16 protein-coding genes and 1 tRNA gene are annotated in these 17,472 nt (G+C 60.9%); 11 read left to right on the top strand and 6 right to left on the bottom strand.

Annotated elements, in window-relative coordinates:
- Position 1 precedes the first annotated feature (1 nt).
- Positions 2-274 (bottom strand): histidine kinase, encoded by a 273-nt coding sequence (locus HXX25_RS12455; protein ID WP_187166221.1) that lies wholly within the window; start codon positions 272-274, stop codon positions 2-4.
- A gap of 116 nt (positions 275-390) precedes the next feature.
- Between HXX25_RS12455 and HXX25_RS12450 the strand changes: the two genes are divergently transcribed.
- Positions 391-669 carry a 4a-hydroxytetrahydrobiopterin dehydratase gene (locus HXX25_RS12450; RefSeq protein ID WP_187166220.1) on the top strand — a complete coding sequence of 93 codons (279 nt, stop codon included), beginning with the start codon at positions 391-393 and terminating at the stop codon, positions 667-669.
- Here HXX25_RS12450 and HXX25_RS12445 read toward each other — a convergent pair.
- On the bottom strand, positions 666-1,127 hold the full coding sequence (locus HXX25_RS12445; protein WP_187166219.1) for a hypothetical protein: 462 nt from the start codon (positions 1,125-1,127) through the stop codon (positions 666-668). The two genes, HXX25_RS12450 and HXX25_RS12445, sit on opposite strands and share 4 nt — an antisense overlap.
- A 101-nt stretch (positions 1,128-1,228) precedes the next feature.
- Between HXX25_RS12445 and HXX25_RS12440 the strand changes: the two genes are divergently transcribed.
- Positions 1,229-2,017, top strand: coding sequence for a MipA/OmpV family protein (locus HXX25_RS12440; RefSeq protein ID WP_187166218.1), 789 nt, complete (start codon positions 1,229-1,231; stop codon positions 2,015-2,017).
- Here HXX25_RS12440 and HXX25_RS12435 read toward each other — a convergent pair.
- From HXX25_RS12435 to HXX25_RS12425, 3 genes are all read right to left on the bottom strand, one after another.
- Positions 2,014-4,605, bottom strand: coding sequence for an EAL domain-containing protein (locus tag HXX25_RS12435; protein ID WP_187166217.1), 2,592 nt, complete (start codon positions 4,603-4,605; stop codon positions 2,014-2,016). The two genes, HXX25_RS12440 and HXX25_RS12435, sit on opposite strands and share 4 nt — an antisense overlap.
- Positions 4,606-4,775: 170 nt before the next feature.
- Entirely contained in the window at positions 4,776-7,727 is a 2,952-nt protein-coding gene (locus HXX25_RS12430; RefSeq protein ID WP_187166216.1) for a S8 family serine peptidase, read from the bottom strand.
- Between the two features lie 344 nt (positions 7,728-8,071).
- Positions 8,072-8,147 (bottom strand) — tRNA-Ala (locus tag HXX25_RS12425).
- Positions 8,148-8,308: 161 nt separating this feature from the next.
- Between HXX25_RS12425 and HXX25_RS12420 the strand changes: the two genes are divergently transcribed.
- The 7 genes from HXX25_RS12420 (at position 8,309) to HXX25_RS12390 (ending at position 13,328) form a co-directional block, all read left to right on the top strand.
- Entirely contained in the window at positions 8,309-8,608 is a 300-nt protein-coding gene (locus tag HXX25_RS12420; RefSeq protein WP_187166215.1) for a YggT family protein, read from the top strand.
- A complete protein-coding gene (locus tag HXX25_RS12415; protein ID WP_187166214.1) occupies positions 8,609-8,920 on the top strand; it encodes a DUF167 family protein in 312 nt (103 codons plus the stop codon). It abuts the gene before it with no gap.
- A complete protein-coding gene (folD, locus tag HXX25_RS12410) occupies positions 8,917-9,813 on the top strand; it encodes a bifunctional methylenetetrahydrofolate dehydrogenase/methenyltetrahydrofolate cyclohydrolase FolD (protein WP_187166213.1) in 897 nt (298 codons plus the stop codon). The genes HXX25_RS12415 and folD overlap by 4 nt, the downstream gene beginning before the upstream one ends.
- 75 nt (positions 9,814-9,888) lie before the next feature.
- Entirely contained in the window at positions 9,889-10,299 is a 411-nt protein-coding gene (locus HXX25_RS12405) for a response regulator (protein WP_187166212.1), read from the top strand.
- 58 nt (positions 10,300-10,357) lie between these two features.
- Positions 10,358-11,497, top strand: a complete 1,140-nt coding sequence (locus tag HXX25_RS12400) for a GNAT family N-acetyltransferase (protein WP_187166211.1) — start codon at positions 10,358-10,360, stop codon at positions 11,495-11,497.
- A complete protein-coding gene (locus HXX25_RS12395) occupies positions 11,494-12,417 on the top strand; it encodes a glycosyltransferase family 2 protein (RefSeq protein WP_187166210.1) in 924 nt (307 codons plus the stop codon). The genes HXX25_RS12400 and HXX25_RS12395 overlap by 4 nt, the downstream gene beginning before the upstream one ends.
- Positions 12,414-13,328, top strand: a complete 915-nt coding sequence (locus tag HXX25_RS12390) for a hypothetical protein (protein ID WP_187166209.1) — start codon at positions 12,414-12,416, stop codon at positions 13,326-13,328. The genes HXX25_RS12395 and HXX25_RS12390 overlap by 4 nt, the downstream gene beginning before the upstream one ends.
- Here HXX25_RS12390 and HXX25_RS12385 read toward each other — a convergent pair.
- Positions 13,325-15,022: a hypothetical protein gene (locus HXX25_RS12385; RefSeq protein WP_187166208.1), complete on the bottom strand. Its 1,698-nt coding sequence runs from the start codon at positions 15,020-15,022 to the stop codon at positions 13,325-13,327. The genes HXX25_RS12390 and HXX25_RS12385 overlap by 4 nt on opposite strands.
- A 129-nt stretch (positions 15,023-15,151) precedes the next feature.
- Between HXX25_RS12385 and HXX25_RS12380 the strand changes: the two genes are divergently transcribed.
- Together HXX25_RS12380 and HXX25_RS12375 are read left to right on the top strand one after the other, a co-directional pair.
- Positions 15,152-15,856, top strand: coding sequence for a response regulator transcription factor (locus HXX25_RS12380; RefSeq protein WP_187166207.1), 705 nt, complete (start codon positions 15,152-15,154; stop codon positions 15,854-15,856).
- Positions 15,825-17,447, top strand: coding sequence for a stimulus-sensing domain-containing protein (locus HXX25_RS12375; protein ID WP_187166206.1), 1,623 nt, complete (start codon positions 15,825-15,827; stop codon positions 17,445-17,447). The genes HXX25_RS12380 and HXX25_RS12375 overlap by 32 nt, the downstream gene beginning before the upstream one ends.
- Positions 17,448-17,472 lie beyond the last annotated feature (25 nt).

The following is a 17,472-nucleotide window of genomic DNA, read 5'->3' as shown; positions in this document are numbered from 1 at the left end:
GTCAGGCGACGCCGATCCGCGGCTCACCACCATCCCGCGCTTCGGACGGGCCGAATGCCCGGTCGAGAATGCTGGTGGAATCCTGCGCCAGCTCGATGGCGGCGGTCAGGTGTTCCAGCACCTTCATGTTGTTGGACAACACTTTCAGCGCTTCCGGGCGATGATCCCCGGCAATCTTGGTGCAGCGGATCAGAACGTCCGACCGCAGCTCCATCAGAATGTCTTCCAGTTTATGACCAGCCGGATTGCTATCCGATTTTAGAAAACGGGTCATGGCCGTCTCCTTTCCATCCACAGAAGACATCATGTAAGCAGAAACGCGTTAATTTTCGGCTGACAAGCCGGAAGCCGTCGCGTTAGACGGTCAACAAGCAATCATGGGAAAACATCATGGCCGAAAAACTTGGCGCACAAAAAGCAATATCGCAATTATCCGGATGGGAGACCGTCGATGGCCGCGACGCCATCCGCAAGGTCTTCCAGTTCGCCGATTTCAACGAAGCCTTCGGCTTCATGTCGCGTGTGGCGCTGAAGGCGGACCAGATGGACCACCATCCGGAATGGTTCAATGTCTACAACAAGGTCGACGTGCTGTTATCGACGCATGACGCCGATGGCGTCACCACGCTGGATCTCGATCTCGCCCGCTTCATGGACGCCATCGCCTAGTTTTCGTGTATGATCACCATGCCGAGCAGGATATCGGCCTCGCCCGCGCCGAGAACTTCGTCTGTAGCCTGCTGCAGAAGCTCAGAAATCCGGTCGGCATCCGGCACATCGCCAAAGCGATAATTGGTGCCGGTATACATGGCGAGCGCCGAAACATAGCGATCACGCAGGCGCGGCATCAATTGTTCAGCCCGCTCTCTCTGCCGATTGTTCGGAATTTCCAGCCCGGCCTCGATATGCATGATACCACGCAGACGGAAATCGGACTGCACGGTCGCCGTCAACGGAGCAAGCGGCACATATCCCGTCGAAGATGTGATCGGGCGATGCTGTCGGCCACTGCCCTGCTGGGCCGGTGCGGCACCCTGGGTGTCTGCGCCGCCACCGCCCCCGCCGGCAAAAGCCGTGGGCGTCATCAGAAGGGAGCAGATCGAGAAGGCGAGAAGGAATTTTTTCATGCCGGGATCAATATCAGATGAGCGTATAAAATCCGGTTCCGGACTCATCCGATTTCGCCGGATTTTCGTAAGACTCTGCAAACCATGAATGGAGTGACCCCATGTTGCGTATAGCCGCCCTCGCCAGCCTGCTTATGACTGCTCCCGTCCTGGCCCAGGAAGAAGAGGGTGGCCCCGGAAATTTCGTGGCCATCGGTGTCGCCGCCCTGCCGGAATCTCCCGGTGGAGATAGCTACCGCTTCATTCCGTTTGCGGCCGGACGTGCCACGCTGGGCGGAGTCGTCTACCAGATCGAGGGGCCGGGGATTTCCGCAAGCTTCTACAATGAGGGCAAGGTCGAGGCCGGCGCCTATTTCCGCGTCTATGGCGGTCGTGATGACCATACCGGCGATGTCGTCGTCGACCTTCTGCCGGAAGTAGATGGCGGTATTGTCGCCGGCGGCTTTGTCCGCATCGAGGTCGCACAGGGCGTGTTGAGCCAGTATGACCGCGTCTTCATCAGTGGCCGCGTCGGGGCCGATGTGACCGGTGAATTCGGCGGCGCCTTCTGGTCCGGCTCGGTCGCCTATGCCACCCCGCTCTCGCGCACGACGCTGCTGATTGCAAACCTGTCTGTGTCCGGCTCGCCCGATGATTATGCCGACCGCCTGTTTTCGGTCGATGCGGCAGGGTCTCTGGCCAGCGGCCTGCCCGTCTATCAGGCGCAATCCGGCGTTCAGGATATCGGCGTCACTTTCCTGCTGGACCAGCAGATTTCCGAGGACTGGTCCGTCACCGGCATTTTCGGTGCCAACCGCTTGCAGGGTGATTATGCCGACACGCCGATCGTGACCGTGCGCGGTGATGACATGCAGTATTTTGCCGGGCTGGGCATCGGCCGGCGTTTCTAGCGGCCCCGGAACTGGGTTATCGATCCGCTGCTACCGGGCACATTCCGGGCAGGCTCGGAGCGCGCCTGATCAAGGAATTGCCGGAGCTGATCCAGCGGTAACGCTTTCGACAGGCCATAGCCCTGGGCCACATCACATCCCATGACCCGCAAAGCCATCAGTATGTCATCATCCTCAACGCCCTCGGCGGTGACCGACATGCCCAGATTATGGGCCAGATCGATAGTCGACTTGAGAAGCGTCCGGTCCTTGGCAGACGTATGCGCGCCTTTGACAAAGACCTGATCGATTTTCAATTCCTCACACGGCAGGCGTTTGAGATAGGCCAGAGACGAAAAGCCGGTGCCATAATCATCAATCGCCAGCTTGATGCCGGCATCCACCCAGCGGTCAAGATTGTGCATCGCCTTGTCCGGATTGGACATCATTGCGGTTTCGGTGATCTCGAAGATCAGCCCGTTGGCACCAAAGCCGACAATTTCAAGAATCCGCTGACCGAATTTCGGATCCGCTACCAGAACGCCGGAAATATTCACGGCGATCGATATATCATGGCCGTTCTGTGCCAGATGGGCCTTGTCGGCCATTGCCTGCCGAATGGTCCATTCCGTCAACTCACGGATTTTTCCGGTGCCCTCGGCCTGCGGAATGAAGGCATCCGGGCTGATATAACCGCGCTCCGGATCATTCCACCGGCAGAGCGCTTCGGCGGACGTGAAGGCGCCGCGCCGCAAATCCAGCTTCGGCTGGTAGTGCATCTGCATATGGCCCGCTTTTGTCGCGTCGATCATCCGGGTCATCAGGCTCAGATTTTCGGTCGGATCCCCGAAGCGGCGTTCGTTATAGAGCGCATGTGGCGTGGACTGATCCTCGGCCTGGCTGACGCCAATCATGGCATTGCGGACGGCCATTTCGCTATCCGCGGCATTGTCCAGGCCAATCGTGGCGCTGACATCCACATCGACACCGTCAATCGTGATGGGGCGTCCGAATGCGCGAAGCAATTCGTTGATTTCATCTTCGACAACCAGCTCGTCATCGGTATCGAGCTGGATGCCGAACTCACCGTGGCCAATCAGGGAAACGAATGTCACGCCGTCAATCTCGCCCAGACGGGCCCCGAGCTGCTTCTGCAATTCCACAAAATTCGCAAAACCGAGAAGGCTTTCGATATGAGAGGCGCGATTGAGATTGACCGCGGCGACATAGGTGTTCGAGCCGTCATCGAGGACATCGCGGTTGCGTTGTCTGACGAGCGCATGACGGGTGGGCAGGCCGGTTTCGGGGTCGATATTCAGCTGTTCGCGCATCTGCCGTGCCCGCGCCCGCAAGTTGAGCATGGCCATGACCATGCCGATCAGGAGGACCAGCATGAGCGTCCCGGCACCGACGGCAATGAGCATGCGCAGCCGGGCTTCGCTCTGGGCCAGGGCGAGGTCGCGGGCGAGGCCTTCGGCGTGCAATTGCTGGATCTGAAGGTCCTGGGCGGCAAAGTCGAACTGGGCCCCAATCAGGGCGAAGTTGGCGTTGGCGGCAAATTCCCGGCCATCATCCTCAAGGCGCTTGAAGGCGCGCAAATGCGATATGGCGAGCTCATACTCGCCCAGCGCTTCATAGATCCGCGCAGCGGAGTCGTGAAAATCGGTAAAGTGATGATTGGTTTCGGAAATCTCCACACCGTCAAAAACGTGTTCAATACCGGTGCGCGCCGCCGCATACTCCTCGCGGCCCAGCGCAGCCTGGGCCCGAACACCCCACAGGAAACGCGACCACTCGGCGCCCGAATTCTCACCGGCGACTGCAAAGGCCTGATCCACCGCGGTATCGGCCGCTTGCCAGTCGCCATTGGCAATATTCAGGGAAGCCACATTGTTCAGGATGCGCGCCTGCAACATGCCACTGCCCATTTCTTCCGCCGCGGAGAGCGCTTGCGTGTAGTAACTTAGCGCCTGCGGGTAATCCTCAAGCGCGGTATGGGCATTGCCGAGATTGTTGAAGGTGGCGAGGTCCAGATTGGTATCGCGGTGGCGCTCGACCGCGTCGGCGAAATACTCGATCGCCCGGTCATACTGGCGCGCATCATTATAGATGGATCCGATGGATTGCAGAACGATGGCCTGACTGCGGGTTTCCCCGATGGCGAGATATACATCGAAAGCTTGCTGCAGAATCTCCAGCGCTTCGCCATGTTCACCGGTCAGTTTCAGAATGCGGCCGATCGACAGCAATGTATCGGCATGGAGCTTGGTCGGAGCCGGATTTTCACCCAGCAAGGCCAGCGCTCGTTCGGCGAGGGGCAAGGCCTCGTTCGGGCGCCCCAGACGCGTCATCGCTTCCGATTGCAGCCAGGCGGCGGACGCCAGAGCCATTTCCTGCATGGCCCCGTCAAAATCCATGGGCACAAGCTGTTCGGCATGCTGGGCATGTTCCAGTGCTGCCCGCGGATCGCTCATCATATTGGTGCGCGCCGCCTCAATGGCATCGGCATAGGGTGAGGCTGCCTGGAGGTCGGTCTGGGCATAACTCGCTGGGCCCGCCATCAGGGCGAGGGCCAGCAAGACACCTGAAATCCATTTCCACCACGACATCGCTGTCTCCGCGTCCGGCCAATGGTCTGGCCGACGAAGTCAGAGGAAAACACAAAGGGCTTAAGATTTATCGAATCGGGCCGTCTGCGCTTGACAGGCGGCCATGTTTACAAAGAAAAACCCCCTCCCGGAAACCGGGAGGGGGCGAGGTGAGCCACAGGTCGTAGCGCCTAGAATTCGAAGCGGAGACGGCCGCCAGCGGTGAAGCCGCTGATGTCGTCTGACTGGCGGTCGCCGGACACTTCCACCCGCGAATAGAGGCTGAATTCCGTCGATCCGCTGAAGAGATAGGTACCATACATGGCCTCCGCGAAGAGCGGGCGCTCGCCGCCCAGACGCCAGGTCTGGGTGGAGACATCCAGCGTGCCGCTTTCACGATCCACCACACCGGCTGCAGTGTAACGCATCTCACCGCGTTCGATGTGCAGGGGCTGGATCAGGCTGACGCGCAGCGCGTCACCCTCAGAGACCAGTCCGTTGCGGGTCATGGTCATCTGGAAGGCGGTCGACAGTGTGTCTTGCGACAATTCCAGAACGTCGCTGTCAAAGTCACCGGCACGGGTGCGGGCCATCGTGGCGGACGCATCGAAGTTGAGCGCCATTGGCAGAGCTACAGACGTTCCGAACGTGACCGCGTCGGTCATCGTACCGCCGCTGAAGTCCAGCGGGCCGGTGCCTTGCGCCCCGAGGAAGCCGGTGTCTTCCCGCAGCAGGGTGTAGGAGAGATTGACCTCCAGCCCGTCACGAAGCGTATGCTCGATCCCGCCGACAAAGGCCGTCGCCTGATAGGCGTCCAGGCCGGAGACACGTGTCCGTTCCTCGCCGGAATACGGCAGGACATACATGTCCTCGTCGCGCTCGGTCGAAACACCGAAGTTCAGGCGGGTTCGGGTGTCCAGCGTATAGCCGGCCATGCCGTAGAGACCGCCCGAGGCAAAGCCGAGCACCGGATTGACGCCGCCGGTTTCCGGGCGATGGTCGGAGAAGAGACCGAAGCCGTCCTGACCGGAGAAGGCCAGCGCGCCATTGCCGAGACCGAAGCGCATTTCGCGGCCCGATACATCGTCGCTCATGCGGATGCCGATCTGGACCGGCAATTCGCCATCGCTGATATTTTCGCGTGGATCGTGGCTGGACATCACCGCTGTGATGCGGAAGTCGCCACGGACGGCCAGAGGTGCGGCATATTCGGTGGTGTCACGGAAATCCGCCGTGCCATCGCCGTTGCTGTCCGCATTGCGGTTGCGCTCCAGGAGATAGGTTTCCGCATTGACTGTCGAGGCCAACTCGTCATCGCTCATGTCCAGCGTCAAATCGTCAAGCGAGACGACGAAGTCGCGGAAGGTATCGTTGAGGTCTTCAAAAAGAACGACGCTGTTCTCGTCGGCTGCGTAGAAGGTGAGACGGCCCCGTGTCCGCACGGCACCCGCCACATCGCGGCGCTTGAGATCGCCGGTGACCATATAGAGGTTATCCGGGTCGAGCGGCGACATTGCCGCGCCGACATCCAGCAGGCCGCGGCCATAGACAGCATCCGTTCCCGGTGCGCCCAGATCGCGGGCCGAGCGCAGCAACACATCGGCGACATCACTGGATTCCAGCCATCCCCAGCGGCCCTGAACCAGCGCCGCAGCACCGGCCACCATCGGCGCGGCGAAGGAGGTGCCGGACTGGCGCATCACACCGCCCTCGCCATCAGAGACGAGGATCAGCTCACCCGGCGCGACCAGGAAGCGGTCCATCAGGCGATTGCCCTCTTCACACACACCATTGACGGTGAAGCAGGCCTCGCCCGGACGGTTGGAGAAGAAGGAGATATTGTTCGCCGGATCGACCGAACCGACGAGGATCAGATTGGACACATCGCCCACGCTGGACCAGTCGACATCAAAATCCTGCGTGTAGCCGTCATTACCGGCGGCCACGACGAAGAGGGCATCGCCAGCGCGGCGCGCAATCTTGCGGTCGCTGAACACATCGGCCCAGTCCTGCGAGAAGGTCGTGCCCGGCACACCGAGCGACATGTTGATCACATGGGCCCCACCCGTCAGCAGCGCATCGATACCATCGCGCACATCGTCGAAATTGGTCGAGAGGGTGTCATCGAACGGATTATAGGTGACGAGCGTGGCATTCGGGGCCAGCCCCATCACGCCTTCACCATCCAGTGGCGCATTGATCAGACCCGCCACGGCCGCGCCGTGCGCAAAGCCGAGATAGTCGCGCTCACCTTTGGAGTTGCGTACATTCAGGGCTTCCTCGGTGGTGAAGGAGAAGTCGAGCAGGCCGACGATTACATTGTTGCCGGCGCCTGCTGCCTGCGACAGGGCAGGCGTCCAGTTGATCTGCGGCATCCAGTGATCGACACGGTCCAGACCGGTAAAGCCCATCAGCCCATCATAGAAATCGAGGAAGAAGGCCGAGCGGTCGGCGGCATCCATATTGGCGAGGCTGTCCGGATTGGACAGGTCGAGACCATAACGGGCGAGCAGGTCGGCCAGAACGGCCTCTTGCACCGATTGTCCGGTTTCATGGGCGACCGCGCCGCCAAAGACGTCCTCGGCCCGGTCAAAGATGGCCTGGAGCTGTGCAGCGACCGACGCATAATCGGACGTCGCGGTGTCCTGGAAGGGGTCGATATCGCCCCAGAAGGCGTTGATGTCGCCCCAGAACGGACCGATATCGCCCCAGAACGGGCTGATGTCACCGTAGAAAGGATTGATATCACCATAGAAGGGGTCGATGTCGCCATAGAAGGGCGAGATGTCGCCCCAGAACGGAGAGATGTCGCCATGGAAGGGGTTGATATCGCCGTGGAAGGGATTGATGTCGCCCCAGAACGGCGAGATGTCGCCCCAGAACGGTGAAATATCGCCGTAGAAGGGAGAGATGTCCCCGCGGAACGGATTGATGTCCCCGTGGAAGGGATCAATGTCGCCATGGAAGGGACTGATATCGCCGCGGAACGGATTGATGTCTCCGCGATAGGCGAACAGGAAAGTTGGCGTTTCGGCCGACTGCTGGTCGTCCTTTTTCCCGGCCCAGGCCGCAACAGATGTCATTGGCGTGATCGCGAAAGCCAATACTGTAGCGGCGGCGGTATTACGCAGAAACTTTTTCATGTCATCCCCCATCAGGATTGCCTGAATGTGGGATCAGTTCTCGCGCATTTAGTTCAAATTCGACCTAATTTTATTGGTTTCCAAAGGGTTAATTGATCTGGTGGTTTACAATCCGATAACGGGTTGATGCAGATTTTACGGACGCTCCGACCCGTCAAAGGGCAAAAGAAAACGCCGAACTGATACCCGCACGGCGTTTGATCTCTATGGTCCGCTTTCGCCTGCGCCGCCTTCGGGCGGGCGAAGCCACCTGAAGCCGGCGGCGAAGGCCCCTGCCGGGACATTTCGCACCCAAAATCGATCCCCCGGGCCGAATTTTCCGCCTCCGGCAGACCGGCTTGATATGGTGGAGCCAGGCGGAATCGAACCGCCGACCTCGTCATTGCGAACGACGCGCTCTCCCAACTGAGCTATGGCCCCGACCGATTGGGAGGCCGAGGAATAGGACCGCACCGCGGAAGCGTCAAGATTTCGCCGCCGGTTGCGGGTGGTATATGCAAGCCGATCCGGCATTTGCTTGCGATCCCCCCCGGATAGGGGCTAGAGCAGGGGAAATTTCCGGTGAGAATGGAAGAGCGAACATGTCCCTTGTTGATAGCATTATTCATTTGCTTTTGATTCCCGTGCTTAACCTTTTCCTGATCCTTCTGATTGCGTCGATTATTCTGAGCTGGCTGATCAGCTTCAAGATCGTCAATCCCTACAATCCGGTTGTCAGTACCATCTGGCGTATAACGTCTACTCTCACTGAACCCGTGCTGCGGCCGATCCGGTCCATCCTGCCCAGCATGGGTGGATTCGACTTTTCACCGCTGGTTGCCTTCCTGCTGGTCCAGTTCGTTATCTATGCCCTGCGAGGCGGTATCGTCTCGATATTCTAGTTGCCAGCATTGAAACCTGCCGGCTTTTCCATTTCTGTCCGCCTGACCCCGAATGCGCGCCGTGACAGTCTGGATGGCTGGGAGACGGATGCCGACGGGCAAGACGTTCTGCGCGCGCATGTCCGGGCTGTACCGGAGAAAGGCAAGGCCAATGCCGCGCTTGTCAAACTGCTCGCCAAACGGATGGGAATCGGTAAAACCCGGCTGACACTGACACGCGGCCAGACCAGCCGGATCAAGACGATCGCCATTGCATGCGAGGCCGGAGAGGCCGGGGCGCTGGCCGCGAAACTGACGGAGGCCGACACATGACCGCAAAACTCATCGACGGAAAATCTGTCGCCGCCGATCTGGATGCGCGCGTCGCCGCGGCGGCCGCACAGCTGGAAAATCTGCTCGGCCGCAAGCCTGGTCTGGCCGTTGTGCTGATCGGTGACGATCCGGCCAGCGAGGTCTATGTCCGCAACAAGGTGCGGCGCGCCGAAGCAGCCGGCATGGAGTCGACCGCCATCCGCAAGCCGGCCGCCATCAGTCAGGCCGAAGTGATCGAAATCGTCGAGCAACTGAATGCCAATCCGGCCGTCGATGGCATTCTGGTGCAGATGCCACTGCCCGATCACATCAATGCGGCCGCCGTGATCAACCGGATTGATCCCGACAAGGATGTTGACGGGCTGACCGCGATCAGCGCCGGGCGTCTCCTCGGCGGAGAAGCCGGCTTGCGCCCGTGCACGCCGGCGGGCTGCGTCCTGCTGGCCGAACGGGCGATGGGCGATCTGACCGGCAAGTCGGTGCTGGTGATCGGCCGCTCCATACTGGTCGGAAAGCCGGCCGCCCTGCTCTTTCTCGAGAAGGACTGCACGGTCACGATGGCCCATTCGCGTACAAGGAACCTGCCCGAACTGGCGCGGCAGGCCGATATTCTGGTGGCGGCCGTCGGACGGCCGGAGATGATACAGGGCGACTGGATCAAGCCGGGGGCCTGTGTGCTGGACGTCGGGATCAATCGTATCGACGCGCCGGAAGGCGGGGACGGCAAGACCCGTCTGGTCGGCGATGTGGCTTTCGCGGCGGCGGCCGAACGCGCTGGCTGGATTACACCCGTGCCGGGCGGCATCGGGCCGATGACCATCGCCATGCTGTTGCGGAACACGATCACCGCCGCCGCGCGGCGGGCCGGTCTGGAGACCGCAGAAATCCTCTGAGCCCTCCTTTTGTAAAGATGCCGTTAACGAAATCGGGCGCATATGTCTCTTCAGGGAAGAAGGACAGGTCAGGCTATGTCGGCGTTGAATGTATTGCACGTTGAAGATGATTTTGCGGACGCCTTGCTGGTTCAGAACAATGTTTTTGAATCCGGCGATTACGATATCGGTTTCGAGGTCGTACGCGATCTTCGGGACGCCCGCCGCAAGCTGAAGAAAAAGAGATATGATCTCGTCCTGCTTGACTTGCGACTGCCCGATTCCATCAATCCCGACGACACGCTGACGACGATGCAGGGCTTGTGCCCGTCAACGCCGATTGTGGTTCTGTCCGGCTCCATGCGGGTCGATAGCGGCGCGATTTCGTCCGAGGTCAATCAGCTCGACAAGAATGAGTATCTGTGTGGCCGCGCGGCGGGCCAACAGCACTCGCTGGCCCAGATCCTCCGGATGTCGGTCTCCGACGATGATTTCGAAGCCATCTAGTCTCTGATCCGGCCCGGTTCTTGCGCTGTATTTTCCGTTCTTTCCGGAGCGGGTCAAAATGGTGCAAGCCGAAATTCTATCTCCTGACGCATTGAGGGCGAGCGATCGCGCGGCCTGGCGGTCGCTGGCGACGGGCCCGTTCGCGTCGCCGCTGCTTCAGCCGGACTTTGCCGATCTGGTCGCAAGCGTGCGCGATGATGTGCGGGTCGCGGTCTTCCGCAAGGGCCAGAATACACCCGGCTTTCTTGCCTTCCATTTACGCCCGGGCCGGATGGCCCGATCCCTCGCCGCGCCTTTTGGTGATGTGCAAGCGCTGGTCTGTGCGCCGGATTTCTTTGCTACCGGCGAAGAAGCGCTGAAGGCTGCGGGCATTCGCGCTTTCCAGTTCGACAATCTGGTCGACCCCTATGGGCTTTTTGCCACCCAGGCCGGCGAGGCCGGTGAAGCCTACACAATTGCGCCCGGTCCGGATGCCGCGGCTTTTCTGGAAAGCCAGCGTGCCCTGCATCCGAAACGGTTCAAGAATCACCGCCGTCTTGGCCATAAGCTGGAACGCGAGTGCGGCCCCGTCTCACTGGTAATGGAGGACAGGGACGAAACCGCACTTGCAACATTGCTCGGCTGGAAGCAGGCGCAATACAGGGCCAGCGGCCGGCATGATGTTCTGGCGGCGCACTGGGTACAGGACTTCATGCGCCAGACCCATGCCCGGCAGGACGGGCCGCTTCAGGGGCTGCTGTTCAGCTTGCGGGCAAAGGGCGAGATCATTGCCGGATTGTTTGGTGTGCGCAGCGACACCGTCTTCAATCCCTGGATTGCCGCCTATAATCCGGCCTACCGGGCGTGGTCGCCGGGCCAGCAAGTCCTGCACGAGCTGGTCGCCGCCATGCCGGAGCTGGGTCTCGAGCGCTGTGATATCGGTGCCGATCACGATCACTACAAGAAATATTATGCCGCCGACACAATGCCGGTTCACAGCGCCCTGATCGCCGCGCCGGGACGCGATGCCCGCATCACACGGGCGCGCGCGATTGTCTGGGAGGCGGCCGATCTGACGCCTGTTGGCAATATCACCTCGCGCATCCGGCGGCGTCTTAACCAGATTTCAGCGGTTGAGCTGGATACTGCCCATCGTATTTCCGGCCTCGTGCGGGCGTTTACACACCGCGCGGAGCCCATTGCGGGGCCATCTTCATGACGCAGAGCATTTCGGTCATTATTCCCACATTCCGCCGGCCAGACGGATTGCGGCGGGCCGCAGACAGTATTCTGGCGCAGGCCAATCCGTGCGGGCTTCAGCTGGAGCTGGTGATTGTCGACAATGATCCGGACGGCTCCGGTCTCGCCTCCGCGCAGGCCATCGCCAGGGAAGCCGCCTTCCCGGTCCGGGTGGTTCACATGCCGGAAGCCGGCGTGGCCAATGCCCGCAATGCCGGTCTCGCGGCCAGCACGGGTGAGCTGATTGCCTTTCTCGACGATGATGAGGAAGCGCCCGCCACCTGGCTGTGTGAACTGGTGGGCACCCTGAATTTCTATGATGCGGATGCGGTTTTTGGTCCTGTCCGGACCCGCCTGCCGGAGAGCGTGACCGCGCATCGAGAGTATTATGACGAGTTTTTTTCCCGCTTCGGACCGGAAGAGAGCGGCCATATCGACCACTATTATGGCTGCGGGAATTCGCTGATCCGGAAATCCGCCCTGCCCTGCGAGCAACCCTTCTCGGTTGAACGCAACACGACCGGCGGTGAAGACGATCTGTTGTTTGCACAAATGCAGGCCCGGCATGCCGTCTTTGCCTGGTCCGCCGAGGCCTGGGTCTGGGAAGAGCCGCTGTCGAGCCGGGCCAGCCTGTCCTATACGCTGAAGCGCGCCTTCGCCTATGGTCAGGGACCAAGCGCCGCCTGCGCCTCCCACAAACCGATGAATTTGCCGGGCATCCTGTTCTGGATGATTGTCGGCGCCGGACAGGCTCTGGTTTTTGGCCTGGCCGCAGCTGTGCTGTGGGCGACTGGCGCTCCGCGCCGGGCGCGTATGCTCGACAAGGCGATGCGCGGTCTGGGAAAGGTTTTCTGGGGCGGCCCGTTCAAGCTTGGCTTTTATGGCAGCGCCGCGTCATGACACCGGCCGTTCTGGACCACGCCCCTGATCTGGATGCGGGCGGGTTTGCCGCCAACGTCTCGGCGTTCAAACATCGATTGCACACGCAGATGGACTGGAGCGATGCGGCGCTGGCCGGCATTCTGGACCGCTATCCGCGCGAACATCTGGGCGTTTTCACGATGGGCGAGGATGCCTGCGACCGGTCAAGCTGGCGGCGCGGCGATATCACCCATCTGCCCGGTGAGCGACTGATCGAGATCGCGAAAACGGGCCGGGTCTGGTTCAATCTGCGCGCCACGAATGTCTGGCTTCCCGATTATGCCAATCTGGCCGACCGGATGTTCGGCGAACTGGAATCGACGATTCCGGGCCTCAAAACCTTCAAGCGGGATATCGGCCTTCTGATTGCCTCGCCGCGCGCCCAGGTCTTCTATCATCTGGATGTGGCGCGCGTCGCGCTCTGGCATTTGCGCGGGCACAAGCGCGTCTGGCTCTACCCGCCGGAAGCGCCCTATGTATCGCCGGAAGCGCTGGAAGCCATCGTGCTGCGGGAAACCGCCGAGCAGCTTGACTATCGCCGTGAGTTTGACGCGGGCGCCGAATGTTTTGATCTGTCGCCGGGCGATATGGTGTCCTGGCCACAAAATGCGCCGCACCGCATCGTCAACGAGGATGATCTCAATGTCTCGATTTCGGCGGAATTCCTGACGCCAGCGGCGCTGGTGCGGGCGAATGCGATCTATACAAATGGTGTTCTCAGGCGCCGATTCGGGCTTTCACCGGGGCTGGGCGGATCGCTCTCGCCGGTGACGCTGATGCGCGCCGGACTGGCGCGCTTGCTGAAACTGTCCGGCGGCAATCGCCGCGACCCGCTGGCACCGAGCTTCCGCATTGATCCGGCAGAGCCCGGCGGCCTCGCAGCGCTTTAGGCAGCGGCGGACTGGCCGGAGATGGTCTTCAGCATTGCTTCGATATCCGCCAGTTTTGCGCGTTCCGTATCGGCGCGCGCTTCCTCGAGGCCCGCATCGGAGCGAATGAGCTGAACGGCTTTTTGTTGGGCGGCAACAGAGCATTTGCCGACCGGAATCGCCCCGCACGTGACCAGTTTCAGCAGCGAGGCGGCCCGGTCCAGAGCCGGAGACGGCCCGTTGACAATCGCATCGATCAATCCTGAGCGCTCGAGCACTTTCTGTCCCAGCGCATCGAAGGCGGTCGCCAGGCCGGACTTGTCCTCATCTGGATAATTGCCCTTAAGGGCTTTTGTCTGGAATCCCGTCAGCCGGTGCAGACGATCAATGGCGCGGCCCCCGCCGGAAACGAACCAGCCTTCCGTCTTGTGATTGCCCAGCGTGGCCCGGATATAGCCGGCGAGCTTGCGCTTGTTCTGGGCGCCGACAATATTTTCTTCCAGCGCCAGAAGATTTTCGATTTCCTGATCCGGCGTTTCGCATTTCTCCAGAAAATCACCAATGGTTTCCGGCGTCAGCAGACGCGCCGAGCGCTTGGCGAAGGCGTCCTGCAGCGCGTCCACGGCCAGGTCCGGTCCTTGTGCCATCACCAGTTTCTGGGCGAGTTTCCGGGCCAGTTTCACCTCGGCCAGAACATCCTTGGGCCGCATGCGGCGCGGCCGGCGCAAGCGCTCCAGCAAGGCACTGGCGATCATGGTCTTGCAGGATGGCAATCCACCGGTTTTCATCAAACGGGTCAGGGTGCGGGCGTCGGCAGGGGGCCCCTGCAGGCTTTCCGCCGAGTCAGAACCATCAAATATGTCGGCCAGGCGCTGGACCTGATCGCCCAATTCCTCCGGAGACCCGATCAAGGCCGTCATTCCGGACTCGAAATTGAGAATTTCGGCCAGAAAGATATCGAGCTGTTCGCAGCCGGTCTTGCGCGCCGAGTCGGCCTCCGGCAATTCGGTCGCAAACTCCATCAGAACCGACAATTTCTTGCCGAAGCCGCGCTCGTCCGACAGACGGTCCGCCAGTGCGGCGCGAATCTTGTAGGGCGACTTCTCGCCCGCATGGGCTTCCACCAGAGACGCATAGGTCTTGTATCTGGAGAATTTCGGCAGGCGGCCGGATTTTCCGTCCTTGTATATCCGGTCAAAGGCCTTCGCGCTCAGCTCATGAAGCTGTTTGACATAGGCATGGACCGTGGAGTCTCCATCGCGCGCGCTGGCCACAGCAACCTTCTGGATGGCGTGCTGGAGCTCGGTGCCACCGCTTTCCAGATCCTCGGCGTGCTCGGGGCTGTGCATCAGCTCCATCGGTGTGACCTGCTTGCGCACGAACCATTCATTCATGACGCGGCTCATCGTGTCGCGGGCCGACGGATTGGTCAGATCGTCCGGTGACAAACAGGGCAAGGATCCATCGCCGGTTTTTTCGGCTTCGGTCTCGAATTTCTCCGCGCCTTCTTCCCAGATCGTGAAGGACCGGAAAGCGCGGCTTTCCTCGTCAAAGCGTTCCTTGGACACCCGGACCGATCCGGTAGGCGTCGCGCTCAGAAGTTTCTTTGCAAATTCAATGGCATCTTCGCGTTCTGGACGCGCCTCTGCCAGTATCCATGACGCCTTGCGGTGCTTCTTGACGAAGACCTCATAATGAATCTTGGCTGCCGCCATCAGGCGCACTCCGTGCAATCACGCGGAGACAATGCCACTGAAACATTTAAGGCGTCGTGAACCCTAACGCTTTCGCTTCGCGCCAAGCTTGTCTAAGGTTTGCAAAACAGGGAATGAGGAGACGCGTTCATGGCCACAATCGCGCTGGTCGATGACGACGAGAATATCATCACGTCGGTATCCATTTTTCTGGAAGGCGAAGGCTACAAGGTGCGCACCTTCAATGATGGTGCCGCTGCGCTGGAAGCCTTGACGGATGACCCGGCGGATCTGGGCGTGTTCGACATCAAGATGCCGCGCATGGACGGGCTGGAACTTCTGCGCCGCCTGCGTCAGTCGTCCAATATGCCGGTCATTTTCCTGACCTCGAAAGACGACGAATTTGACGAGGCTCTGGGTCTCAATCTCGGTGCCGATGATTATATCACCAAACCCTTTTCCCAGCGTCTTCTGGGCGAGCGGGTGAAAGCCGTCCTGCGCCGCGCCCGGCCGGATCCTGTGGGCGATCCCGGACAGCCTGGCGGAGATTCCAAACCAATCATGCGGGGGCGGCTGTCACTCGACCCCAATCGTCATTCCTGTTCGTGGGAAGGCGAGCCGGTGCGGCTGACGGTGACGGAATTCCTGATCCTGCAATCCCTGGCGCAACGCCCCGGCTATGTGAAAAGCCGCGATGCGCTGATGGATGCGGCCTATGATGATCAGATCTATGTCGACGACCGGACCATCGACAGTCACATCAAACGGGTCCGCAAGAAATTCAGAGAAGTCGACAAGACGTTCGACGCCATCGAGACGCTTTATGGTGTTGGATACCGTTACAAGGAGAGCTAGCCGGACGATCCGTTCGGTTCGCGGGGTCTCCTTTTCCCGCCTCGCCTGGATCATCCTTACCGCCAATGGTCTGGCCTTGCTGGTTCTGATCGTCGGTATGCTGGCCGTGTCCGAAACCCGGCGGGGACTGGTCAATGCCAAGATCGAGGCCCTGCGCGTCGAGGGCGAGCTAATCGCCAATGTGATGGCCGAAGGCGCCGCCGAGAGCGACCCGTCGCCGCGTCTGCTGGACGGGGATGCCCGGCTGATACTGCGGGACCTCTATCTTCCGGAAGAGGTGCGGGCGCGCATCTACAACAAGGCCGCGCAGCTGGTCGCGGACAGTCATCTGCTGGCCGACCGGTTTGATGTGACAGAGCTGCCGCCGCCAGGAGAGATGCTGCCCGGGGATTTTGCCGAGGATGCGCGCAGCCTGCTCTCGCGCCTGATGGACGGGTTTGGCGGCTGGTTCCGGACTGAGGAAGAGCGCGCCGCGCTCGACCGCACGCTGGAAGAGGAAATCGCCGGAGCAATCGGTGGTGAAACCATCGCCGGCGTGCGGCGGCAACCGGATGGCTCACGCGTGGTCTCGGTGTCCGTGCCGATCCAGCCGGTGCGCGCCGTTGTCGGTGTGGTGACGCTGGAATCCTTCGATCTTGACGAGATTATTGCGGATGAGCGCCGGGCGCTCTTTCCCTTCATCCTGATAGCGGCGCTGGTCAGTATCCTGACATCGCTGACACTGACCGTCTTTATCGCCCGCCCGATCCGCCGGCTGGCGAAGGCGGCGCGGCGCGTGCGCATGGCGAAGGGACGACGCGTGGAAATGCCGTCTCTTGCCGGGCGCCGCGACGAAATCGGTGAGCTGGGCGAAGCGATGCGGGAGATGACCGCAGCCCTTTATGACCGGATGGACGCGATCGAGCAATTTGCCGCCGATGTGGCGCATGAGCTGAAAAACCCGCTGACCTCGATCCGGTCGGCCGCGGAAATCCTGCCTCGCGCGCAGACGGACGAACAGCGCGAGCGCCTTCTGCGTGTGATTGCCTCGGATGTCCGCCGGATGGACCGGCTGATCACAGATATTTCCCGGGCGTCACGCCTCGATGCCGAGCTGTCCCGCGAGGATGTCGGCCAGGTCGATCTCGTGCAATTGATGCGCGACACGGTCAGCGCCTATGAAGCGTCGCGTTCGGATGAGCCCGAGCTGATCTTCAAAACCTCGCTGGAGCGCGCCCTGGTCGAGGGCCGGGCGGCACCGCTGGGGCAGGTCATCCGCAACCTGATCGACAATGCGATCACCTTTTCACCCGAAGACGGCACCATCCGCATCGCGTTGAGCGTTTCTGAAACGGGACAGCTGAAACTCACCATTGATGATGACGGGCCGGGCATTCCGCCCGACAATCTCGAAACCATTTTCAAACGCTTCTATACCGAGCGGCCAGCCGGCGCGGAATTCGGGTCGCATTCCGGCCTCGGGCTGGCGATTTCGCGCCAGATTGTCGATGTCCATGGCGGCGATATCCGCGCAGAAAACCGGTGCGATACAGATGGCCGGGTAACCGGTGCCCGCTTCATCGTCACCCTGCCGCGTGCTGCGCAAATATGACACGGCGATGAAGAAACTCCTTTTC

Source organism: Hyphobacterium sp. CCMP332 (assembly GCF_014323565.1).
Classification (GTDB): domain Bacteria; phylum Pseudomonadota; class Alphaproteobacteria; order Caulobacterales; family Maricaulaceae; genus Hyphobacterium.
Note: the sequence above shows the minus strand (reverse complement) of the source record. Positions and strands in the feature narration are given on the sequence as shown.